We start from the raw sequence: 21,757 nt of genomic DNA, 5'->3' as shown, positions 1-21,757 counted from the left end.
TTGTGCGACTGCGGGTGTTTTTTCGGGACGCAGATGTTCGGGGCCTTGGCCGGAGAGGGGCCGTGGAACGCGGGCCATTGCCTCGACACCGAACGGCAGCGAGGGTGGACGCGGCGACGTCGCCCCGCGCTCAGGACGCCGTCCAGCCACCGTCCATCGCGTAGGACGCACCCGTGACCATGCCCGCGGACGGGCCGGCCAGGAACGCGACGAGCTCGCCAACCTCCTCGGGTTCCACGAGGCGCTTGATCGCGGACTCGGTGAGCATGATCTTCTCGATCACCTGGTCCTCGGGGATCCTGTGGGTCGCGGCCTGGTCCTTGATCTGCTTGTCCACGAGCGGGGTGTGCACGTAACTGGGGTTGACGCAGTTGCTGGTCACACCGTGCTCAGCGCCCTCCAGGGCCACGGTCTTGGACAGCCCTTCGAGCCCATGCTTGGCCGTGACGTACGCGGATTTGTACGCGGACGCGCGCAGACCGTGGATGGAGGAGACGTTGATGATCCGGCCCCATCCGCGCTCGTACATGTGCGGCAGTGCGGCACGGATCAGCAGGAACGGAGCCTCGAGCATGAGCGTGAGGATGCGGTGGAAGTCCGCGGGGTCGAAGTCCTGCACGGGTGCCACCTTTTGGATCCCCGCGTTGTTGACCAGGATGTCCACGTCCAGGCTCAGTTCGGTGAGCGCGGCGGTGTCCGAGAGGTCCAGACCCAGGCTTCCCCGCCCACCTCGGAGGCCGTCGTCTGAGCGGCTTTTTCATTGATGTCCGCGACGACCACATGGGCGCCGCGGTCCGCGAACGCCTGCACGGCGGCGCGGCCGATCCCGCTGGCCCCACCGGTGACCAGGGCCTTCTTCCCCCCGAGTGATTGCTCCATGACAGCCTCTTTGCGCGTGGACGGTTCTCCTACCGCGTCACGCTACGCCCCGGGGGCCGCCGGGTCACGATCCGGAACGGACCACCCCGGACCAGCTACGAGTCACGGCCCGCACCGGGGGCCGCCCGGTCACGGAAGCCCCGGTGACCCGAGCCCGAGGGGCCGGGCAGGAGGAACCCGGGGAGCGGCGTCGTCGTCCGACACGCCACAACTGGCGTCCACTCCTCGCGATGCTGTTGGATGGAGCAGTACCCATCCAGAGCGGCCGAGAGATCTGGCTCGTGGAAGCCGCAGCAACCGGGGTGACACCGGTGCTAACGCCAGGACCGATGGAAAGGAACAGCACAGCCATGCCCTTGAACACCGATCGCATCCAGACCACCCACGTGGGCTCCCTGCCTCGCACGCCCGAGCTGCTGAAGGCCAACAACCGTTTCCAGGCGGGCGAGATCGACCTCTCCCAGCTGGGCGAGGCGCTCGACGAAGGCGTCGCAGAGATCGTGCGCACCCAGCGCGAGATCGGCATCGACATCGTCAACGACGGCGAGTACGGCCACACCACGTCCGGCGCCGTGGACTACGGGGCCTGGTGGAACTACTCGTTCCACCGACTGGGCGGGCTGACCCCCACAGACGAGGACCGGTGGAACGAGGGCGAGAAGCACCGTTCCAGCCCGGGACACATCGTGCTCACGAGCTTCCCCGACCGCCGCGACCGGGAGCGCTTCCGGGATGCCTATGAGGACCCCACAGCGGGCGTGCTCGTGCACCGCAACACGGTCTCCCAGCCCAAGATCACGGGCCCGCTGACCTACACGGGTCAGGAGGCGGTGGCCGGAGACATCCGCCGCGTGAAGGACGCGATGGCTCTGAACGGTGCCACGCAGGGCTTCGTCGCGGCACTGTCCCCCGGCTCCTGCGCGCGCGTGAAGAACGAGTACTACGCCACGGACGAGGAACTGGTCTACGCGTGCGCGGACGTGATGCGCGAGGAGTACAAGGCCATCGTAGACGCCGGACTGACCGTGCAGATCGACGACCCCTCGATCGCCGAGTCCTGGGACCAGATCAACCCCGAGCCCACCGTGGAGGACTACCTGGCCTTCACCCAGCTGCGCGTGGACGCGCTGAACTACGCACTGCGCGACCTCCCCGAGGAGCAGATCCGCTTCCACCTGTGCTGGGGTTCGTGGCACGGCCCGCACACCACGGACCTCGAGTTCAAGTACCTCGTGGACCTCATGCTCACCATCCGCGCGCAGGGCTACAGCTTCGAGGCGTCCAGCCCGCGCCACGGCCACGAGTGGAAGGTCTGGAAGGACCACCAGCTGCCCGAGGGCAAGGTGGTCTACCCCGGTTTCGTCTCGCACTCGACCAACGTGGTGGAGCACCCCGAGCTCGTGGCGGACCGGATCGAGCAGTACGCGTCCGTGGTGGGCAAGGAGAACGTGATCGCCTCCACGGACTGCGGTCTGGGCGGGCGGTTGCACCCGCAGATCGCGCTGGCCAAGCTCGAGTCCCTCGTGGAGGGTGCGCGGATCGCGTCCGAGCGCCTGTTCTGATCAGGCCGCGCGGCTGGTCCTGCAGCTTTTAGTCCCACCGCGTCGCTGACCGTTCCGGTTCCCCGATCTTCCCGGACGACGCCGCCCGCCCCCTTCCGCTGCACCCGCACCTTCCACGGTGCGGCACGGCGGGAGGGGGCGTTGCCGTGTCATGAACGCGTCACAACGGCCGACATGCTGCCCGCCCGGGTGAACGGCCCGGGAAAAATATACGATTTAATACACGAAACGTGTGGTGCGCTTCACATTCTTTCGTACACTTATTTCGAGACCAATCGGTCGGTTATTCCCCTGATCCACTCCGCCACTGGCACCCCACGGACCCCGCGTCCGCCGATCCTGGAGACCCACATGGCATCCACCACCTCAGCGCCCGCTCAGCTGGCGCACACCATGACCCGAGAAGAACGCAAGGTCCTTGCGGGCACCCTCGTGGGCACCACCATCGAGTGGTACGACTTCTTCATCTATGCGCAGGCGGCCGCCTTCATCCTGGCCACCCACTTCTTCAACCCGGCGGGCGAGCAGAACGCCACGCTGGGACAGGTCGTCGCCTGGGCGTCCCTGGGCATCAGCTTCCTCTTCCGTCCCCTGGGTGCGATCGTGGCCGGTCACATCGGTGACAAGTACGGGCGCAAGATCACCCTGGTCATGACCCTCTTCGGGATGGGCGCGGCCACCACGCTGATCGGCCTGCTGCCCACGTACGAGCAGATCGGTATCGCGGCCCCCATCATCCTGCTGGTCCTGCGTATCCTGCAGGGCTTCTCCGCCGGTGGTGAGTGGGGTGGTGCGGCCCTGATGTCCGTGGAGCACGCGCCCGCGAACAAGCGCGGCTTCTTCGGCGCCTATCCCCAGATCGGTGTGCCCCTGGGCGTGCTGATGGCCACCCTGTTCATGTTCGGTCTGAGCACCATCCTGACCCCCGAGCAGTTCGAGGCCTGGGGCTGGCGCGTTCCGTTCCTGTTCTCCATCGTGCTGATCTTCGTGGGTTGGCTGATCCGCCGCTCCGTGGACGAGTCCCCCGTGTTCCTGGAGATGCGCCAGCGCGCCAAGGAATCCTCCGCTCCCCTGGGCCAGCTGTTCCGGACCAACTCCCCGCAGGTCATCCTGGCCGCGCTGATCTTCGCCGCGAACAACGCCGCGGGCTACCTGGTCATCGCGTTCTTCGCGTCCTACGGCACCAAGGCCCTGGGGATGTCCCGCCCCGAGACGCTGATCGCCACGCTCGTGGGCGGCGTCGGGTGGCTCATCTTCACGATGTTCGGCGGGTGGATCTCGGACAAGATCGGGCGCAAGCTCACGTTCCAGATCGGCTACGGCATCATCATCCTGTGGGCCATCCCCATGTGGTGGATGCTCAACACGGCGTCCCTGCCCCTGTTCGCGGCCGCGATCCTCATCCTGACGATCGGTCTGGGTCCGTCCTACGGTCCGCAGTCCGCCATGTACGCCGAGATGTTCCCGGCCCGCGTCCGCTACTCCGGTGTCTCGATCGGTTACGCCCTGGGGTCGATCATTGGTGGCGCGTTCGCCCCCATGATCGCCCAGCTGCTGCTCAACCGCACCGGCGCCGCGTGGACCATCGGCCTGTACATCTCCCTGATCTCGCTCGTGTCCTTCATCGCGGTCTCCTTCGTCAAGAAGTCGGACCAGGGCAAGGACCTGCACGTCGCGGAGGTGCACCAGGAGTACGTCCGGGCGCACCCGGACGAGATCGTTCCCCCGGTGGCCGGCGAGCCCGAGACCACCGCTCCGGCGCGCATCCGCCGCCACTGATCCCCGACATACGAACCAACCGTCCCGGCCTCTGATTCGTCGGAGGTCACGACGGCGCACGGCGGGCCCCGCAGCCATACGGTTGCCGGGCCCGTCGCGCTCTTCCCCGCGTAACCGTCATCGATTGACGTGGCTCACATGATTGGGGAACCTTTACCGTGAACGATCGGTCGGTTATTGCCCCACTTAGGAGTTGCCATGTCCTCGATGCCCCAAGCCTTCCTCGTCGGAGGGGCGCGAACCCCCGTGGGTCGTTACGGCGGTGCCCTGTCCTCGGTGCGCCCGGACGACATAGCCGCACTGTGCATCCGTTCCGTCGTGGAGGACGCCGGCATCGATCCCGCGCTCGTGGACGAGGTGATCCTGGGCAACGCCAACGGCGCCGGTGAGGAGAACCGCAACGTGGCCCGGATGGCGTGGCTGCTCAACGGGTACCCGGACACGGTCCCCGGGATTACGGTCAACCGGCTGTGCGCGTCGGGGATGTCCGCGATCACGATCGCGTCCCAGATGATCAAGTCCGGGGCCGCGGACATCGTGGTGGCCGGCGGTGTGGAATCCATGTCCCGCGCGCCGTGGGTCATGGAGAAGCCCCGTACGGCGTTCGCCAAGCCCGGGGAGGTCTTCGACACCTCGATCGGGTGGCGGTTCGTGAACCCCGCGTTCGTGGAGGGCCCGCTCTCGCGGGACGGCAAGGCCACCTACTCGATGCCCGAGACGGCCGAGGAGGTCGCCCGGGTGGACGGAATCTCCCGCGAGGACGCGGACGCCTTCGCCGCGCAGTCGCACGAAAAGGCCCTGGCCGCGATCCGCGCCGGTCATTTCGACGCCGAGATCGTGCCCGTGGAGGTCCACGGCCGCAAGGGTGCGGTCACGGTCGTGGACACGGACGAGGGCCCCCGCGAGGGCTCCACCCCGGAGGTGCTCGCCAAGCTGCGCCCCGTGGTCAAGGGCGGGTCCGTGGTCACGGCCGGTAACTCGTCCTCGCTCAACGACGGCGCGTCCGCCGTGATCGTGGCCAGCGAACGGGCCGTGACCAAGTACGGGCTCAACGCCCGAGGCCGCGTCGTGGACGGTGCTTCCGCCGGTCTCTCCCCCGAGATCATGGGCCTGGGCCCGGTGCCCGCATCCGAGAAGGTCCTGGAGCGCGCCGGTTGGAACGCGGGCGATCTGGGCTCCGTGGAGATCAACGAGGCATTCGCGACCCAGTCGCTCGCATCGATCCGCCGGCTCGGCCTGGACCCGGAGATCGTGAACCGGGACGGCGGGGCGATCGCCCTGGGCCACCCCCTGGGTTCCTCGGGCTCGCGCATCGTCATCACCCTGCTGGGCCGGATGCAGCGGGAGCAGACCGCCAAGGGGCTGGCCACCATGTGCATCGGCGTGGGCCAGGGTGCAGCACTGCTCGTGGAGCGGGTGTGATCCGGCCATGACGCAGCACGACACCCCCGAGTGGGCCGCGCAGTTCACGGCCCTGCGCATCACCGACACCCCGGACCGCATGCACGTGGCGCTGGACCGCCCCGCAGTGCGCAACGCCATCGACGAGGTCATGGTGGACGAGTTGCACGCTGTGTGCACCCGTCTGGAACACGATCCCCGGATCATGATCCTGAGCGGCACGCACGTGAACGGGAAGGGGATCTTCGCCTCCGGTGCGGACATCGCGCAACTGCGCGAGCGGCGTCGTGAGGACGCCCTGCGCGGCGTGAACTCGCAGTTGTTCGGCCGGATCGCCAAGCTACCCATGCCCGTGATCGCGGCCCTGGACGGCTACGCGCTGGGCGGGGGCGCGGAACTCGCGTGGGCCGCGGACTTCCGGATCGGCACGCCGCGGGTCACGGTGGGCCAACCCGAGACCGGCCTGGGCATCATCGCCGCCGCGGGGGCCCTGTGGCGACTGCGGGAACTGGCCGGTGAGTCACTCGCCAAGGACATCCTGCTGGCCGGTCGGACCCTCTCCGCGCAGGAGGCCCTGGAGGCCCACCTGATCACCGAGATCCACGAACCAGACGAGCTGCTGGCCGCGGCGGACGCCCTGGCCGATCGCATCGCCGCGCAGGACCCGCTGGCCGTGCGCGTGTCCAAGCGTGTGTTCGCCATGCCGCGCGAGGCGCACCCCCACGTGGACGAGCTCGCGCAGGCCATCCTGTTCGAGTCGCAGGCCAAATTCGACCGTATGCAAGCGTTCCTGGACCGCAAGAAGGAGCCCAAGACATGACCGAGAACACCACCGCAACCGTCCGGTCCCGCGTGGGAGTCCTGGGAGGCGGGCGCATGGGCGCGGGGATCGCCCACGCGTTCCTGATCTCCGGAGCGCGCGTGACCGTGGTGGAGGTGGACGGGCTCGCCGATGAGCTCCAGCGCCCCGAGCGGTTCTGCGGCATGCACTTCTTCAACCCCGTCCCGGCCTCCAAGCTCGTGGAGATCGTGATCGGGCGCAAGACCCGTCAGGAGCTGAAAGAGCTGACCCTGCAGTGGGTCGCGGGCATCGGCAAGACGCCGGCCACCGTGAACGACGCCCCCGCTTCGCCCAGCCCCAGCTCATGCGGGACATGGTGGAGCGCGGCGAACTGGGCCGTAAATCCGGCAAGGGGTTCTACGACTACTCCTGAGCGCGTGCACGGCAGTACTCGTGGCGGGTCGGATGCGCATCGGCTGTTCCGCGCGTCGAACCCCTTCTGACTTGGGGTTCGACGACGCCGCGGGGCTGTTCCCCACCCCCCGGCCCGGTCACCGCCCCTGCACGACAGAGGTCGCGATTTCGTCACGGCGTGTTGCGAAAGCAAACGTCTTGAGGAATCGTAGGGCGTGTTCGTCATCGAAAAACTTCGTAGAGGTGATGGAGATGCAGAGCACCAGGACCAAGACCCTGACCGCCGCGGTTCTCGCGGTCCCCCTGCTCGTGGGCTGCGGCCAGAATGGCCAGAGCGCGGCAGAGGCCACCACGCCCCAGGGGTCTCAGAGCGTGAGCACTCCGGCGCAGCAGACCCCGCACGGTTCCACGGCGGCCACCGACGGCGCCACCGCGGTGGCCCAGCCCAGTCCCGCCGACACGGCCACCGCTGCGAACACCGCGGGTGCGGGCAGCACCCCGGCCGCGTCAGCCACCGCTACGGCGCCGTCCCTGCCGGCCGTCGCGGACCCCTGCGCGGGGCCGTGCGACAAGACCGCAGCGATCCCGGTGCACCACCCCGTCTTCGGCGCCATGGAGATCGTGAGCTACGAACGTGTCGTGGAACCCGGCAGCGCCCCCGCGGGCAAGCAGGCCAGCTACGCCGTGTACCAGAACGGTCAGGCCGTGGGGTATGTGCCGCCCAGGGAGGGCACCACGGTGGTCTCCTTCGGCCCCGCTCCCGTGCTGGGAGCTCAGGAGTGGGATCTGCGCACCAACTCCACCGTGGACAAGCACGGCAACGTGTACCTGACGGACGGCCAGGGTGTGACCGTGCTGACCCCCACCGACAAGGGGTACGACTCCCACGACACCATGCCCGCCCAGCGGGGTACGTCCAACCACCCGTTCAACTGGGCCGATTTGGTGATCGACGCGACGGGTGAGCCCACGGTCATCCAGCACGTCACGAACGAGCAGGGCAATGACTCGGGCAAGCGGGTGAACTGGACCTGGAACGGCCAGGAGTTCGTGGCCCAGAAGTAGTCACGACACCCGGCCCCCACCGGAACGACGACGGCGAACCCCGCGGGTGCGGAAGTCGCCGTCGTATATCCGTCCAGCGGAGGCAGCGGGCTCAGCGCTCCACCAGGACCCCGTCCTCGTCCGCCCACAGGGTCCTGCCCGGGCGGAAGGTCACGCCGCCGAAGGTGACGATCACGTCCACTTCCCCGGAGTCGTTGGGTTCGGACTTGCGGGGATTCGTGCCCAGCGCCTTGATGCCGATGTCCAGGGTGCCCAGCTCCACGCGGTCCCGCACGGGGGCGTTGATGATCAGCCCGGCCCACCCGTTCTCCATGGCGGTGCGGGCCACGTTGTCCCCGAGCAGCGCGCGGTTCATGGATCCCTGCCCGTCCACCACGAGCACCGCGCCCTCACCGGGGGTGGCCACGAGCTTCTTGACGTCCACGTTGGACTCGAAGCAGCGCACCGTGCGGATGGGTCCGGTGAACCGGTGGACACCACCCACCGAGATGAACTGGGTGGTCACGGACTGCAGGTCCTCGCCGTGTTCGTCGTACAGGTCGGCGGTCGCGAAGCTCATGGGTCACCTTTCGTGCCTACGGATCGCCGACGACGCTCGGGGCCCGGGCACGCGGCGTCCGGACACGGACGGTCTGGGCGCGTAGGGGTGGCGCGGCGTCGTCGGCGGGAACGTGATGGAGGTTACGCGAGGTCGCCAGATGAGGCAACGGGGGCGTGTCGCTGCAGGAAGCGGTAGACCTCGGTCTCGTCCACCCCGGGGAACGCGCCGGCGGGCATGGCGGCGAGCATGTGGGACGCGGGGCGGGCGGAGGGCCAGGACTGGCCGTCCCACTGCTCGGCGAGCGCCGGGGCGGGCTGTTGGCAGCACGCGGGGTCGGGGCAGGTGGAGGTGTGGCGCACCGTGGTGGCGCGGCCCCGGAACCATTTGACGTGCTCGTACGGCACACCGAAAGAGATGGAGAATTCCCCGTTCTCGGATCCCTCCACGCGGGCCGAGCACCAGAACGTGCCGTGCGGGGTGTCGGTGTACTGGAAGTGGGACAGCAACCGGTTGGTCCCCGAGAACGCCTGCCGCGCGGAGAAGAACCGGCAGGCCCTCTGCCCCTCCACCGCGCCACTGTGGTCGGTGGGCAACTGCAACCCGTCGTTCTGCCAGGCCTTGTGGATGATCCCGGAGGAGTGCACCTTCTCGAAGTGGGTGGGGATGCCGAAGTGGTGGGTCATCAAGTTGGTCATCCGGTGTGCCGCGGTCTCGTGGGACACCGCGAACGCGTCCCGTAGGTCGTCCACGGACAACTCCCGCTGGGACTTGGCGCGCCCCAGCAGGTCCACCGCGGAGGCCTCCGGGATCATCAGGGCCGCCGCGAAGTAATTCGTCTCCACGCGCTGTTCCAGGAACTCGCCGTAGTCCGCCGGGCGGTGGTGTTCAAGCAAGTGATGCCCCACGGCCTGCAACAACACCGACCACGGCGAGCCCGCCCCGGCGGTGGCCGGCAGGTAGAACCGACGGTTGCGCAGGTCCGTGACCGAGCGCGTGGAGTGCGGCAGGTCCGGGACCTGGTGGATCTCGAATCCCACGTGCTCCACGAGCCGCGAAATGTGGTGCTCGGACAGCGGTCCGCCCGTGTGGCGGATCGCGGCGAGCAGGTCCGCGGCCATGGTCTCGATGCGTTCGAAATAGTTGTCGATCCCCCGCATGCGCGCTCGCAACTGGGTGTTGGCGCGCCGGGCCTCCTCCGGTGTGGCCGCCTGTTCCTCGAGCCGCTGGGCGAGTTGCTGCTGCAGGGCCGCGAGCGCCTCGAGGGTCTCGGTACTTGTGCCCGGCCCCACCCGCACCGTGGGCAACCCGAGGGACGCGTACATGGGTCCGCGCTGCACGCGCTCCACCTGGATCTCCAGTTCCATGCGGCGCGACGGCGCCTTGGTCCCCAGCAGTTGCTCCACGCTCATGTCCAGCGCGGCAGCGATGGCGGACAGCGCGCTGAGCTTGGGTTCGCGCTTGCCGTTCTCGATCAGCGACAGCGCCGACGCCGCCATGCCCACGGTGCGCGCGAGCTCCTCGAGCGTGATCCGCAGTCGCTTGCGGCGGTAGCGGATCCGCCGCCCCAGCACGATCGGATCGGTCGGGTCCCCGGACTCCTCGGGTGGCACGTCGGACGACGAGCGCGCGGGGACCCGCGTGCCGGACGCGGGGTCCGTGCGCCGCGGTGTTGCCGTCCGGGCGGGCTCCGTGCCCCGCGACCGCGCAGCGCGCGCGGGTTCCGAGCCATGAGCGCTCCGCGGTGCGGCGGGGCGAGGGGGAGCGCCGTCGCCGGTGCGACGGCGCCTGCGGGGTCCTGTGTCCGGGGTCATAGTCCGAGTTTAGGCAGATTTTTCTCAAACGTGAAGAAAACCAATTCTTCATCCTAAAAGCCTCTATGCGGGAGTGCAGATCGCGGCAAAAGTGGAACACATCAAGTTACCCGTGCGGAGCTCCCACCGAGGCCGCCGGCTCGAACGATCAAAGGAGAACGAGATGAGCAACGAGAACAGCAACCTCCGCAGCGCCGAGGAACTCGCCCGGGACTGGGAGGAGAACCCCCGCTGGGCCGGCGTGACCCGTGACTACGCCCCCGAGGAGGTCCTGCGTCTGCAGGGTTCCTTTCGAGAAGAGCACACCAACGCCCGCCGCGGTGCGGAACGGCTCTGGTACCTGCTCAACTCGGAGGATTACATCAATGCTCTGGGCGCTCTGACCGGTAACCAGGCCGTCCAGCAGGTCAAGGCCGGGCTCAAGGCAATTTACCTCTCCGGTTGGCAGGTCGCCGGTGACGCGAACCTCGCGGGCCAGACCTACCCGGACCAGTCCCTCTACCCGGCGAACTCGGTTCCCCAGGTGGTGCGCCGGATCAACAACGCGCTCAAGCGTGCGGACCAGATCGAGCACGCCGAGGACGTCCACACCGTGGAGAACTGGATGGCGCCGATCGTCGCGGACGCGGAGGCCGGCTTCGGCGGACCGCTCAACGCGTTCGAGCTCATGAAGTCCATGATCGACGCCGGTGCGGCGGGCGTGCACTGGGAGGACCAGCTGGCCTCCGAGAAGAAGTGCGGACACCTGGGCGGCAAGGTGCTGATCCCCACCCAGCAGCACATCCGCACCCTCAACGCGGCCCGCCTCGCGGCGGACGTGGAGGACGTCCCCAGCATCATCATCGCCCGCACGGATGCCGAGGCGGCCACCCTGATCACCTCGGACATCGACGAGCAGGACGCCGAGTTCATCACCGGCGAGCGCACCCCGGAGGGCTTCTACAAGGTCCGCAACGGTGTGGAGCCCTGCATCGCCCGCGCCAAGGCGTACGCCCCCTACTCGGACCTGATCTGGATGGAGACCGGCACGCCGGATCTCAAGCTGGCCCGCCAGTTCGCGGATGCTGTGCATGAGGACTTCCCGGACCAGATGCTCGCGTACAACTGCTCGCCGTCCTTCAACTGGAAGAAGCACCTGGACGACGAGACCATCGCCAAGTTCCAGCGCGAACTCTCCGCCATGGGCTACCGCTTCCAGTTCATCACCCTGGCCGGTTTCCACGCGCTGAACTACTCGATGTTCGATCTGGCCCACGGCTACGCCCGCAACCAGATGACCTCGTACGTGGAACTGCAGGAGCGCGAGTTCGCCGCCGAGGAGCGCGGTTACACCGCCACCAAGCACCAGCGCGAGGTGGGTACCGGGTACTTCGACCTGGTCTCCCAGGTGGTCAACCCCAACTCCTCCACGATCGCCCTCACGGGCTCCACCGAGAGCGCCCAGTTCTGAACCCGGCGCCCTGAAGACCCGCGGAGACCGGAGCACGGTCACTGAGGCCAAAGAACTCCGGGCATCCGGTCTCCGCGTCCACCCTGTCCGCGCGGCCTGAGAGGGGACTCCTCAGCCCTCCCGCGGACCACGAACCGCCCCGACACCGTTCCCACACGGTGCCGGGGCGGTTCCGTGTATTCCCTGCGGTGCCGGGGCGGTTCCGCGCGCCCTCCGCGGTGCCGGGGCGGCTCCGCGGACGACGACGCCGCGGTACCCTTCCCGAGGGACGGGTACCGCGGCATCGTCGGACGAATGCTCAGGAGCGCTTCGCGGGCTTGAGGTAATTGGTGATCCGCACGGTGCACAGGCGCTTGCCGGTGTCGATGTGGGTGATGACCACCTCGTGGTTCGTGACGCTGCGCCCCAGGTGGATCGCCGTGGCCACGCCGCGCACCCGGCCGCTTGTAGCGGAGGCATGGTGGGTCGCGTTGATGTCCACGCCCACGGCCACCTTGCCCATGGTGGAGCCGTGGATCACCGCGGCCCACGAGCCCAGCATCTCCCCGAGCGCCACGGACGCGCCGCCGTGCAGCAGCCCCAGGGACTGCCGGTTGCCCTCCACGGGCATGGTCGCCACCACGCGCTCGGCGGACTGCTCCTCCACCACCACGCCCATCTTCTCGTCCAGTTCACCCAACTCGATGATCCACGGCTCGTACGCCTCACCGAACTCCTCGGCGGGGGACGCGACTCGTGCGTTCTCGGCGCGGACGTCCGCGCGGGTGGGATCCTCGTGCATGCTGACTCCTCGGTGATCAGGCCCCACGCCGCGCCGGTGGGCCGCGCTGAGCGGCGCGCAGAGCTGCGTCGAACGCCGACGGCGGAGCGTGGTGACCATGGTGCCCTTGTGTGACCTAGGTTATCCTGGACCAAATACTGACCGATCGTTCGGCTGATGGCCGCGACAGTCCGGAGGACCCCGCGTGAACACCCAGACCCAGGCATCCGAGACCCAGGAACCGCAGATCCTGCCCAGCTTCGTCGCCGGGAAGTGGTGGCGGCCGGAGGACCCGCAGAAGATCACGGACGTGCGCAATGCCACCACCGGGGAGCTCGTGGCCCGGGCGAGCACGGACGGGATCGACACCGCGGGCGCCGTGGACCACGGACGCACCGTGGGCCAGGCCGCACTGGGGCAACTGCGCATCCACGACCGCGCCCTGATCCTCAAGCAGCTCGCGCAATACCTGGGCGAGCACAAGGAGGAGCTGTACGAGATCTCCTACGCGACCGGGGCCACGGCCAAGGACCACCTGATCGACATCGACGGTGGGATCGGGACCCTCTTCACGTTCTCGTCCAAGGGACGCCGCGAACTGCCCAACGCCAACGTGATCGTGGACGGCGCGGTGGAACAGCTCTCGCGGGACGGCTCGTTCCTGGGTGAGCACGTCTACACCCGCGTGCCCGGTGTGGCCGTGCAGATCAATGCGTTCAACTTCCCCGTGTGGGGCATGCTGGAGAAGTTCGCGCCGGCGTTCATCGCGGGCGTGCCTACCATCGTGAAGCCCGCGACCCCCACCGGGTACGTGACGGAGGCGTGCGTGCGCCTCATGCTGGCCTCGGGTCTACTGCCGGAGGGTTCCCTGCAGCTGATCTCCGGCGCCGCGCGCGATCTGCTGGACCACCTGGACGCCCGCGACCACGTGGCCTTCACCGGCTCGGCCGCCACCGCCCAGTTGCTGCGCGCCCACACCAACGCGCAGGAGAAGGGCGTGCGTTTCACGGCGGAGACCGATTCGCTCAACGCCGCGATCATGGCCCCGGACGTCACCGAGGACTCCCCCGAGTTCGAGGCGTTCGTGAAGTCCGTGGTCCTGGAGATCACCGCCAAGGCCGGGCAGAAGTGCACCGCGATCCGCCGGGTCATCGTTCCGCAGGCGCTCAAGCCCGCCGTGATCGCCGCGCTGCGGGAGCGGGTGGTGCAGCGCGCCGTCGTCGGCGACCCGCGCGATTCCGCCACCACGGTGGGCCCGCTCGCGTCCGACGACCAGCACTTCGAGGTGCTGCGCTCCGTGCGCGCCCTGATCGACGCCGGCGCCACCGTGGAACTCGGCGGTCCCGAGGAACTCGCGTCCCTGCCGGAGCAGGGCGCCTTCTTCCCCGTCACGGTGCTCTCGTTCGACGACGCCCGCACCCCCGCCGTCCACGAGCTCGAGGCGTTCGGCCCGGTCACCTCGGTGCTGGGTTACTCGGGGGACATCGCGGACGCCGTGGAGATCGCCGCGCTGGGCGGCGGCTCGCTCGTGGCGACCGTGTGCACTCACTCCCCCGAGCTCGCGGCGCAGTTCGCCTCCGGGATCGGCGCGTACCACGGGCGCGTGCTCTTCCTGGATCGCGACGACGCTAAAACCTCCGCAGGTCACGGCTCCCCCGTTCCCCACCTGGTCCACGGCGGCCCCGGCCGCGCCGGTGGTGGGGAGGAACTCGGTGGCGTGCGCGCGGTCAAGCACTACATGCAGCGCACCGCCGTCCAGGGCTCCCCGGACCTGCTGACCGGGATCACCGGCCAGTGGCACTGGGGCGCGACCGCCAACACCGTGACCCGCGAGGACGTGGAGAACGGCACTGGGGAGCATCCCTTCCGGAAGTCGCTGCAGACCCTGCGGATCGGGGACCAGTTCGTCTCGGACCTGCGCACGGTCTCACTCGAGGACATCCTGGAGTTCGCGGAGAAGACCGGGGACACGTTCTACGCCCACACGGACGAGGAAGCCGCCATGGCCAACCCGTTCTTCCCCCGGCGGGTGGCCCACGGCTACCTGCTGGTCTCGTGGGCCGCGGGGCTCTTCGTGGAGCCCGCCCCCGGGCCAGTACTCGCCAACTACGGGCTGGAGAACCTGCGGTTCGTCACCCCCGTGACGTATGACGACGCCATCCGGGTCACCCTGACCGCCAAGAAGATCACCCCGCGCGTGACGGACGAGTACGGCGAGGTGGCCTGGGACGCCCGCCTGACCAACCAGAAGGACGAGATCGTGGCCACCTACGACGTCCTGACCCTGGTGGCCAAGACCTGGCCCCCCGCCGAAGGCGTGGCCGCCGACTGAACCGGGGGCGGCGGCGACAGGTGGTCACTGCCCCAGCAGCAACGACGGGCCACACCCGCGGAGAGTTGAGCGGCCGGGGAACTACGCCCGCAAGCCCGAGAACACCATTTTCACGACCGTGTCCGCGAGCTGGTCCACCGTCCCGGAACGCTCCGGCTGGTACCAGTCCACGATCGAGTTGACCATGCCCAGCATCAGACGCGGCGCCGACCTGCCGGAGATGTCCGTGCGCAGTTCGCCCTCCTCCTGCGCCTGCCGCACGAGTTCCTCCACGGTGCGCGTCAGCGTACGACGCCGCTGCAGCGCCGCGAGCTCCACCTCCGAGTTGCCCCGCAACCGCAGGAGCAGGGTCACGTAGGGCATCTGGTCCACGAGCACGTGCACCGAACCGTCCAGGATCTGCTCGAGCTTGTTCACCGGCCCGCTGCCCCCCGCCAAGACCCGTTCGAACACGGCCTCCAACGCGTCGAGGGCACGGTCCAGCGCCTGCTCGAGGATCGCCTCCTTGGATTCCACGTGGTGGTAGATCGCGGACTTGGAGATCCCCAGGTGCTTGGACAGCGTCCCCATGGACGTGGCGTCGTAGCCGTGCCGGTTGAACACGTCCACGCACACGGACAGCAGGGTCTCGCGGTCGTAGCCGGGACGGCCGCGCCGCGGCGCCACAGCGACGTCGGCGGAGGAGTTGAGCTCGGTGGGCATGGACGTGGCCTCGACCTTCTGGCGGGGACGGAATACCTCAGGTTACCCGGTCGTCGCTTTCTCACCGCCGGGAAGGTGGCGGGGCGGCGTCGGGCGGGAATCAGGCGACGTCGCCGGGACCCACACCCCGGGCCGACGACGCGGCGCCGCCACCCTGCCCCGTTGCCCGACACCGCGGCGGAACTCCGCGACCGACCCCGCGACGGCGCCCGCAGGCGTCGCCGCGGAGGGGCCTACTTGTCGCGGTGGTCGTAGACGCGGCGCAGCTTGCCCGAGGAACGTGCGAGGGTCCCGGGCTCGGCGATGTCGATCGTGGCGCTCGAACCGATCTTCGTCTTGATGTCGTGCAGCAGCTTCTTGCCACCCTCCTGGGCCTGCTCCACGGTGGCTTCCTCGCGGCGCTCGATGTGGATGGTCATCTGGTCCATGCGGTTGGGCCGGGTGATCTCGAGCGTGAAGTGCGGGGAGAGCGCGGGGATCTTCAGCGCGAGTTCCTCGATCTGGGACGGGAAGAGGTTCACGCCGCGCAGGATGATCATGTCGTCCGAGCGCCCCGTGATCCGGCCCATGCGCCGGTGACCCGGACGCGCGGTGCCCGGCAGCAGGCGGGTGAGGTCGTGGGTTCGGTAGCGGATGATCGGCAGCGCCTGCTTGGTCAGCGCGGTGAACACGAGCTCGCCGGGGCGCCCGGTGGGCAGCACCGTGTCGTCGAACGGGTCGATGACCTCCGGGCGGAAGTGGTCCTCCCAGATGTGCGAACCATCCTTCGTCTCGCAGGACTCGCCGGCCACGCCGGGGCCCATGACCTCGGAGAGGCCGTAGATGTCGCACGCGGAGATGTTGAACGTCTTCTCGATCTCGTGGCGCATCTCCTCGGTCCACGGCTCCGCCCCGAGTACCGCGCGCCGCAGGGAGGTCTCGCGCGGGTCGAGACCGAGCTTGCAGAAGCCGTCCGCGATGGTGAGCAGGTACGTGGGGGTGGAGAGGATGGCCTGCGGCTCGAAGTCTCGGATGAGCTGCACCTGTTTTTCCGTCTGCCCTCCGGACATCGGGATCACGGCGCATCCCAGGCGCTCCGCACCGTAGTGGGCGCCCAGCCCGCCGGTGAACAGCCCGTAGCCGTACGCGTTGTGCACCTTGTCCCCGGGCTTCATTCCCGAGAGCCGGAAGCAGCGTGCCACGAGGGCCCCCCATGTCTGCAGGTCCTCCTCCGTGTAAGCCACCACGGTGGGCTGCCCGGTGGTGCCCGACGACGCGTGGATGCGTCGGATCTCGGACATGGGCGTGGCAAAGGACGTGAACGGGTAGGCCTTGCGCAGGAATTCCTTGTCCGTGTAAGGGAACTTCGCGAGGTCCTCGAGCTCCCGGAAGTCATCCGGGTGCACCCCGTGCTCGTCGAAGAGCTCCTGGTAGGCGGGCACGTTCTCGTACGCGTAGTGCAGGGTCCAGTTCAGGCGCTCCGTCTGCAGCGCCTCGATCTGGTCCCGGCTCATCAGCTCCTCGGGATCCGGCTGAGAGGAGTCCCCGGAGGCCACGGGGTGGTACGGGCTGGGCACGGAGCACGACGTCATGGGTTCACGCTTTCTGGCGAAGGGGCACGGTGCGGCTGCGGCCGCGGAACTGGGCGACGACGTCCCCGTCCTGGGTGGAGACGGTGATGTCGCACAGGCCGCTGCGCCCGGTGGTGGCGATCTGGCGACCCTCCGCGACGAGGGTCTGGCCCGGGTGGGCCGAGCTGAGGAAGTTGATGTCCACGCCCTGAGCCACGGTCATGGAGGTGCCGTCCGGTTCCGGGTCGTTGCACGTCATGGCGAAGCACGAGTCCGCGAGCGCGAAGATCATCCCGCCGTGCACGATGCCGAAGCCGTTGAGCATCTCCTCCCGCACGGCCATGGAGATCACGCAGTGCCCGGGGTCCGCGCGCTGCACGGTGATCCCCAACCACTCGGAGGCACGGTCGCCAGTGAGGACGGGATGGTGTGGCACGGGGGCTCCTCAGATTTTCAGAACGATCGGTCAGTAGGTAACCGCGAAATGTGACGTGTGTCAACAAGTCCAGGGCTCCGCCGCGGCGTCGCCACCCCTGCACATCCATTGGCGGGCCCCCGCCTCCCGGGCGGAAATTGTGTTGACGACCACACCGGGGGCCTATATTCTGAACGAGCGGTCAGTTATTATTGTCGGCAGCGTACAGAGTTCATCCTCCGCTCCCATCTCACCCGCGAACCGAGGACACACACCATGACTGAGCAGACCACCTCTGCGGACCAGGCGGAGCCCACCGCCGAGCAGCAGCACTTCGAGCACCTCCTCAGCGAGGACTCCCGCGTGGAGCCCCGGGACTGGATGCCGGAGGCCTACCGGAAGAGCCTGACCCGCCAGGTCTCCCAGCACGCGCACTCCGAGATCATCGGCATGCAGCCGGAGGCCAACTGGATCACCCGCGCCCCGAGCCTCAAGCGCAAGGCCGTGCTGATGGCCAAGGTCCAGGACGAGGCCGGCCACGGGCTGTACCTCTACTCCGCGGCGGAGACCCTGGGCACCCCGCGCTCCGTGCTCACCGAGCAGCTGTTGAGCGGCAAGGCCAAGTACTCCTCGATCTTCAACTACCCGGCCCGCACCTGGGCGGACATGGGCGCGATCGGCTGGCTCGTGGACGGCGCCGCGATCTGCAATCAGGTGCCGCTGTGCCGCGCCTCCTACGGCCCGTACGGCCGCGCCATGGTGCGCATCTGCAAGGAGGAGTCCTTCCACCAGCGCCAGGGCTGGGAGATCCTCTACGAGCTCTCCCACGGCACCGAGGCGCAGAAGCAGATGGCCCAGGAGGCCGTGAACCGCTTCTACGGCCCCGCGCTGCAGATGTTCGGTCCCCCGGACGCCGATTCGCCCAACTCGCAGCAGTCCATGGAGTGGAACATCAAGCGCTTCTCCAACGACGAGCTGCGCCAGCGCTTCGTGGACATGATCGTCCCGCAGGCCGAGGCCCTGGGTCTGACCCTGCCGGACCCGGACCTGAAGTGGAACGAGGAGCGCGGCCACTACGACTACGGCGAGCTGGACTGGAACGAATTCACGTCCGTGATCAAGGGCTCCGGGCCGTGCAACGTCCAACGCATGAAGCGCCGTCGTGAGGCCCACGCGAACGGTGCGTGGGTGCGAGAGGCCGCGCAGGCCTACGCCGAGCGCCAGGCGCGCGAAGCAGCGGCGTCGTCCGAGGACGCGCAGGACCAGACCACCGTCATGGCGGGCCGCGGCTCCGCAGAACTGATCGGAGCGTGAGCATGAGCGAGAACCAGGACGGTAATTGGCCCCTGTGGGAGGTCTTCGTGCGTTCTTCGCGCGGGCTGTCCCACGTGCACGCGGGCTCCCTGCACGCCCCGGACGCCACCATGGCCGTGCGCAACGCGCGTGACCTCTACACCCGGCGCAACGAGGGCACGAGCGTGTGGGTGGTGCCCGCGGACGCCATCACGGCGTCGGACCCCGATTCCAAGGGCGGGTACTTCGAGTCCGCGCAGGGCAAGAGCTACCGCCACGCCACGTACTACACCAAGAGCGAAGGGGTGAAGCACCTGTGAGCGCGTTCGCCTCCCACGACTCCGCCACCAAGCAGTCCGCGGGTGACGCGATCACCGCCGAGGAGATCGCGGAGACCGGCGGCAAGGCCTCGGAGGCTGTGGCCCAGTACGCTCTGCGTCTCGGCGACGACGCCCTGATGCTGTCCCAGCGCCTGGGCTGGTGGATCTCGCGGGCCCCCGAACTCGAGGAGGACATCGCCCTCGGCAACATCGCGCTGGACCTCATCGGCCACGCGCGCTTCCTGCTGACCTACGCGGGCTCCGCGTGGGGGAAGACCGAGGACGAGCTCGCGTACTTCCGCAACGAGGAGGAGTTCCGCTCCGTGCGCCTCGTGGAGCAGGAGAACGGGGACTTCGGTCAGACCATCGCGCGTCAGCTGCTGTTCTCCTTCTACCAGTACGAGCTCTACTCGGCGCTGCAGTCCTCCACGGACCAGACCCTGGCCGCGATCGCGGACAAGGCGCTGAAGGAGGTCGAGTACCACCAGGACCACGCCGCCCAGTGGATGCTGCGCCTGGGCCTCGGAACCCAGGAGTCCAAGCGGCGCATCCAGGAGGGCCTCTACTACATGTGGCCCTACCTGGACGAGCTGTTCGCGGACGAGCCCCTGCACGACGAGCTCGAGGGCATCGCCGTGCGGCCCTCCAGCCTGCGCGAGCGGACCATGGACCGCGTCACCGCCCTGCTGGCGGAGGCCGAGCTCGAGGTCCCGAGCGTGGCCCAGGCCCGACTCTCCGCCGCACCGCGTGACGGCTCCTACTCCGAGTACCGCGGGTACATCCTCGCCGAGATGCAGTGGCTCGCCCGCCAGCATCCCGGCGCCACGTGGTGAGTTCCGTGTTCTCCCGCGTTCCACCCCGTTCCCTGCCGCCCACGGGTGGCGTGGCACCCCGTGAGGTCCCCCTGGGGCCCTCGCAGCGCCCGGACGACCCGGCCGACGCCGCCCTGTGGGACGTCGCCGCCACCGTGTGCGACCCCGAGATCCCCGTGCTCACGCTCGAGGACCTCGGGGTGCTGCGGGACGCCGTGGCCGGGCAGGACGAGACGGTGGTGGTGATCACCCCTACCTACTCCGGGTGCCCCGCCATGGACACCATGGCCGCAGACCTCGAGGCGGCCGTGACCGCCGCCGGCTACGAGGACGTGCGTGTGGTGCAGGTGCTGCGCCCGGCGTGGACCACCGACTGGATGTCCCCCGAGGGCCAGGCCAAGCTGCGCGAGTACGGCATCGCCCCGCCCACCGGGCGCACCGCCGCCGGGCACAACTCCGGACCGGTGCGACTGAGCCTGGCCGTGAAGTGCCCGCACTGCAGCTCCCTGGACACCCGCGAAATGACCCGTTTCGGGTCCACGTCCTGCAAGGCCCTGTGGGTCTGCAACGACTGCAAAGAACCCTTCGACTACTTCAAGGTGCACTGATCATGAGCGAAACCGCGGACACCTCCACGCTGGAGGACGCCGCCGAAGCCAGCGCGGGCGGCGGCAAGCGCCGCGCCACGTTCAACACCCTCGCGGTCTCCGAGGTGCGCAAGCTGACCCCCGACTCCGTGGAGGTCACGTTCGAGGTCCCCGAGGACCTCGTGGCGGACTACAACTACCTGCCCGGGCAGTACGTGGCCATCCGCGCGCAGATCAACGGCCACGAGGTGCGCCGCTCCTACTCGATCTGCGCGGACCCCACCCCGGGTGAGATCCGTGTGGCCATCAAGAAGGACATGGGCGGCGTGTTCTCCACGTGGGCGAACGAGCAGCTCGCCGCCGGGGACACCCTGGACGTGATGAACCCGCAGGGCGCATTCACGTCCAAGGTCAACATCACCTCCATGAACGACCCCGAGAAGCTCGCCGAGCGGGAGGTGGCCAAGAAGCGCAACGTGCACCTGGTGGCGTTCGCCGCCGGGTCCGGGATCACGCCCATCATGGCGATCGCCCGCGCGCTGCTGCGCGCCTCCGACACCGCCGCGATAGACGTCATCTACGCCAACCGCTCGTCCATGGACGTGATGTTCGCGGCGGAGCTGGGCGACCTCAAGGACAAGTACCCCGCCCGCCTGGCCGTGCACCACGTGCTGTCCCGCGAGCAGCGGATCTCGCCGCTGATGTCCGGGCGGATCGACCACGACAAGCTCGAGGAACTGCTCAACCACGTGATCCAGGTGGATTCCGCGGACGAGTGGTTCCTGTGCGGGCCGTTCGAGCTCGTGCAGCTGTGCCGTGACGTGCTCAAGGAACGCGGCGTGGACGAGTCCCGCGTGCGCTTCGAGCTGTTCACCACGGGCAAGCCCACCACCCCGCAGGGCCAGCAGGGCCGCGCGGTCAAGGCGGACCCCAAGGGCGAGAACTACAAGATCGTCTTCAACCTGGACGGCACCTCCGCCCAGGTGGATTCCCCCAAGTCCGCGCAGGAGACCGTGCTCAACGCCGCCCTGCGCGTGCGCCCGGACGTCCCGTTCGCGTGCGCCGGCGGTGTGTGCGGCACGTGCCGCGCCAAGGTCACCGGCGGGGAGTTCGAGATGGAGGAGAACTTCGCCCTCGAGAAGGACGAGGTGGACGCCGGGTACGTCCTCACGTGCCAGACCCGCCCCACCTCCGATCAGTTGAGCGTGGACTTCGACGCCTGAGTCCCATGCACTCCGACGACGACGCCGCGCCGGGACCGCGCGGCGTCGTCGTCGTACCTGCCCGCTCGCCCCGCGGGGCG

At 68.7% G+C, this 21,757-nt stretch carries 18 protein-coding genes, 2 pseudogenes and 1 riboswitch; of the genes and pseudogenes, 13 read left to right on the top strand and 7 right to left on the bottom strand.

Annotation, left to right across the window (positions count from 1 at the left end; all coding sequences use genetic code 11):
• Nucleotides 1-130: 130 nt before the first annotated feature.
• A pseudogene (locus tag RF650_RS02875) lies at nt 131-879 on the bottom strand (3-hydroxybutyrate dehydrogenase).
• 249 nt (nt 880-1,128) lie between these two features.
• Nucleotides 1,129-1,215, top strand: a riboswitch (SAM riboswitch).
• A gap of 14 nt (nt 1,216-1,229) precedes the next feature.
• Here RF650_RS02875 and RF650_RS02870 point away from each other — a divergent pair.
• The 6 genes and pseudogenes from RF650_RS02870 to RF650_RS02845 all read left to right on the top strand — a co-directional run bounded on the left by RF650_RS02870 (nt 1,230) and on the right by RF650_RS02845 (nt 7,881).
• Entirely contained in the window at nt 1,230-2,441 is a 1,212-nt protein-coding gene (locus RF650_RS02870) for a cobalamin-independent methionine synthase II family protein (protein ID WP_064846510.1), read from the top strand.
• Between the two features lie 351 nt (nt 2,442-2,792).
• Nucleotides 2,793-4,220 carry an MFS transporter gene (locus RF650_RS02865; protein ID WP_368814025.1) on the top strand — a complete coding sequence of 476 codons (1,428 nt, stop codon included), beginning with the start codon at nt 2,793-2,795 and terminating at the stop codon, nt 4,218-4,220.
• Nucleotides 4,221-4,418: 198 nt separating this feature from the next.
• Nucleotides 4,419-5,642 carry an acetyl-CoA C-acyltransferase gene (locus RF650_RS02860; RefSeq protein WP_368814024.1) on the top strand — a complete coding sequence of 408 codons (1,224 nt, stop codon included), beginning with the start codon at nt 4,419-4,421 and terminating at the stop codon, nt 5,640-5,642.
• A 7-nt stretch (nt 5,643-5,649) separates the two neighbouring features.
• The gene (locus RF650_RS02855) at nt 5,650-6,441 is read left to right on the top strand and encodes an enoyl-CoA hydratase/isomerase family protein (RefSeq protein WP_368814023.1); all 792 of its coding nucleotides are present in this window, start codon (nt 5,650-5,652) and stop codon (nt 6,439-6,441) included.
• A pseudogene (locus tag RF650_RS02850) lies at nt 6,438-6,835 on the top strand (3-hydroxyacyl-CoA dehydrogenase NAD-binding domain-containing protein). The gene RF650_RS02855 and the pseudogene RF650_RS02850 overlap by 4 nt, the downstream one beginning before the upstream one ends.
• A 233-nt stretch (nt 6,836-7,068) precedes the next feature.
• The gene (locus RF650_RS02845) at nt 7,069-7,881 is read left to right on the top strand and encodes a hypothetical protein (protein WP_368814022.1); all 813 of its coding nucleotides are present in this window, start codon (nt 7,069-7,071) and stop codon (nt 7,879-7,881) included.
• A gap of 91 nt (nt 7,882-7,972) precedes the next feature.
• Here RF650_RS02845 and rraA read toward each other — a convergent pair whose 3' ends face one another.
• On the bottom strand, nt 7,973-8,440 hold the full coding sequence (gene rraA, locus RF650_RS02840; RefSeq protein ID WP_064846504.1) for a ribonuclease E activity regulator RraA: 468 nt from the start codon (nt 8,438-8,440) through the stop codon (nt 7,973-7,975).
• A 122-nt stretch (nt 8,441-8,562) separates the two neighbouring features.
• The gene (locus RF650_RS02835; protein ID WP_098053590.1) at nt 8,563-10,032 is read right to left on the bottom strand and encodes an XRE family transcriptional regulator; all 1,470 of its coding nucleotides are present in this window, start codon (nt 10,030-10,032) and stop codon (nt 8,563-8,565) included.
• A 364-nt stretch (nt 10,033-10,396) separates the two neighbouring features.
• Here RF650_RS02835 and aceA point away from each other — a divergent pair, with 364 nt between their 5' ends.
• Nucleotides 10,397-11,683, top strand: a complete 1,287-nt coding sequence (aceA, locus tag RF650_RS02830; protein ID WP_064846502.1) for an isocitrate lyase — start codon at nt 10,397-10,399, stop codon at nt 11,681-11,683.
• A 298-nt stretch (nt 11,684-11,981) separates the two neighbouring features.
• Here aceA and RF650_RS02825 read toward each other — a convergent pair whose 3' ends face one another.
• Nucleotides 11,982-12,464 carry a hotdog fold thioesterase gene (locus tag RF650_RS02825; protein WP_098053542.1) on the bottom strand — a complete coding sequence of 161 codons (483 nt, stop codon included), beginning with the start codon at nt 12,462-12,464 and terminating at the stop codon, nt 11,982-11,984.
• A gap of 184 nt (nt 12,465-12,648) precedes the next feature.
• On the opposite strand from RF650_RS02825, the gene paaZ reads away from it, so the two are divergent.
• A complete protein-coding gene (gene paaZ / locus RF650_RS02820; RefSeq protein ID WP_368814021.1) occupies nt 12,649-14,775 on the top strand; it encodes a phenylacetic acid degradation bifunctional protein PaaZ in 2,127 nt (708 codons plus the stop codon).
• A gap of 81 nt (nt 14,776-14,856) precedes the next feature.
• On the opposite strand, the gene RF650_RS02815 is transcribed toward paaZ, so the two are convergent.
• From RF650_RS02815 to RF650_RS02805, 3 genes are all read right to left on the bottom strand, one after another.
• Nucleotides 14,857-15,477 carry a TetR/AcrR family transcriptional regulator gene (locus tag RF650_RS02815; RefSeq protein WP_313362457.1) on the bottom strand — a complete coding sequence of 207 codons (621 nt, stop codon included), beginning with the start codon at nt 15,475-15,477 and terminating at the stop codon, nt 14,857-14,859.
• A 233-nt stretch (nt 15,478-15,710) separates the two neighbouring features.
• Nucleotides 15,711-17,048, bottom strand: coding sequence for a phenylacetate--CoA ligase family protein (locus RF650_RS02810; RefSeq protein WP_368814020.1), 1,338 nt, complete (start codon nt 17,046-17,048; stop codon nt 15,711-15,713).
• A gap of 4 nt (nt 17,049-17,052) precedes the next feature.
• Nucleotides 17,053-17,463, bottom strand: a complete 411-nt coding sequence (locus tag RF650_RS02805) for a PaaI family thioesterase (RefSeq protein ID WP_167317985.1) — start codon at nt 17,461-17,463, stop codon at nt 17,053-17,055.
• 255 nt (nt 17,464-17,718) lie between these two features.
• On the opposite strand from RF650_RS02805, the gene paaA reads away from it, so the two are divergent.
• The 5 genes from paaA (at nt 17,719) to paaE (ending at nt 21,677) form a co-directional block, all read left to right on the top strand.
• On the top strand, nt 17,719-18,756 hold the full coding sequence (paaA, locus tag RF650_RS02800) for a 1,2-phenylacetyl-CoA epoxidase subunit PaaA (protein ID WP_368814019.1): 1,038 nt from the start codon (nt 17,719-17,721) through the stop codon (nt 18,754-18,756).
• Nucleotides 18,757-18,758: 2 nt separating this feature from the next.
• Nucleotides 18,759-19,055 carry a 1,2-phenylacetyl-CoA epoxidase subunit PaaB gene (gene paaB, locus RF650_RS02795; protein ID WP_368814018.1) on the top strand — a complete coding sequence of 99 codons (297 nt, stop codon included), beginning with the start codon at nt 18,759-18,761 and terminating at the stop codon, nt 19,053-19,055.
• Nucleotides 19,052-19,888 carry a 1,2-phenylacetyl-CoA epoxidase subunit PaaC gene (gene paaC / locus RF650_RS02790; RefSeq protein WP_368814017.1) on the top strand — a complete coding sequence of 279 codons (837 nt, stop codon included), beginning with the start codon at nt 19,052-19,054 and terminating at the stop codon, nt 19,886-19,888. The genes paaB and paaC overlap by 4 nt, the downstream gene beginning before the upstream one ends.
• Nucleotides 19,889-19,959: 71 nt before the next feature.
• Nucleotides 19,960-20,475: a 1,2-phenylacetyl-CoA epoxidase subunit PaaD gene (gene paaD / locus RF650_RS02785; RefSeq protein ID WP_368814044.1), complete on the top strand. Its 516-nt coding sequence runs from the start codon at nt 19,960-19,962 to the stop codon at nt 20,473-20,475.
• Nucleotides 20,476-20,477: 2 nt separating this feature from the next.
• Nucleotides 20,478-21,677, top strand: a complete 1,200-nt coding sequence (gene paaE / locus RF650_RS02780; protein ID WP_368814016.1) for a 1,2-phenylacetyl-CoA epoxidase subunit PaaE — start codon at nt 20,478-20,480, stop codon at nt 21,675-21,677.
• Nucleotides 21,678-21,757 lie beyond the last annotated feature (80 nt).

The organism is Kocuria sp. CPCC 205297, assembly GCF_040981035.1.
Taxonomy (GTDB): Bacteria; Actinomycetota; Actinomycetes; order Actinomycetales; family Micrococcaceae; genus Kocuria; species Kocuria marina.
Note: the sequence above shows the minus strand (reverse complement) of the source record. Positions and strands in the feature narration are given on the sequence as shown.

Excerpts from the sequence above, each read along its gene's own strand:
- RF650_RS02870 (WP_064846510.1), top strand. The coding sequence starts at position 1,230 with ATGCCCTTGAACACCGATCGCATCCAGACCACCCACGTGGGCTCCCTG.
- RF650_RS02865 (WP_368814025.1), top strand. The coding sequence starts at position 2,793 with ATGGCATCCACCACCTCAGCGCCCGCTCAGCTGGCGCACACCATGACC.
- RF650_RS02860 (WP_368814024.1), top strand. The coding sequence starts at position 4,419 with ATGTCCTCGATGCCCCAAGCCTTCCTCGTCGGAGGGGCGCGAACCCCC.
- RF650_RS02855 (WP_368814023.1), top strand. The coding sequence starts at position 5,650 with ATGACGCAGCACGACACCCCCGAGTGGGCCGCGCAGTTCACGGCCCTG.
- RF650_RS02845 (WP_368814022.1), top strand. The coding sequence starts at position 7,069 with ATGCAGAGCACCAGGACCAAGACCCTGACCGCCGCGGTTCTCGCGGTC.
- rraA (WP_064846504.1), bottom strand. The coding sequence starts at position 8,440 with ATGAGCTTCGCGACCGCCGACCTGTACGACGAACACGGCGAGGACCTG.
- aceA (WP_064846502.1), top strand. The coding sequence starts at position 10,397 with ATGAGCAACGAGAACAGCAACCTCCGCAGCGCCGAGGAACTCGCCCGG.
- RF650_RS02825 (WP_098053542.1), bottom strand. The coding sequence starts at position 12,464 with ATGCACGAGGATCCCACCCGCGCGGACGTCCGCGCCGAGAACGCACGA.
- RF650_RS02815 (WP_313362457.1), bottom strand. The coding sequence starts at position 15,477 with ATGCCCACCGAGCTCAACTCCTCCGCCGACGTCGCTGTGGCGCCGCGG.
- RF650_RS02810 (WP_368814020.1), bottom strand. The coding sequence starts at position 17,048 with ATGACGTCGTGCTCCGTGCCCAGCCCGTACCACCCCGTGGCCTCCGGG.
- paaA (WP_368814019.1), top strand. The coding sequence starts at position 17,719 with ATGACTGAGCAGACCACCTCTGCGGACCAGGCGGAGCCCACCGCCGAG.
- paaB (WP_368814018.1), top strand. The coding sequence starts at position 18,759 with ATGAGCGAGAACCAGGACGGTAATTGGCCCCTGTGGGAGGTCTTCGTG.
- paaE (WP_368814016.1), top strand. The coding sequence starts at position 20,478 with ATGAGCGAAACCGCGGACACCTCCACGCTGGAGGACGCCGCCGAAGCC.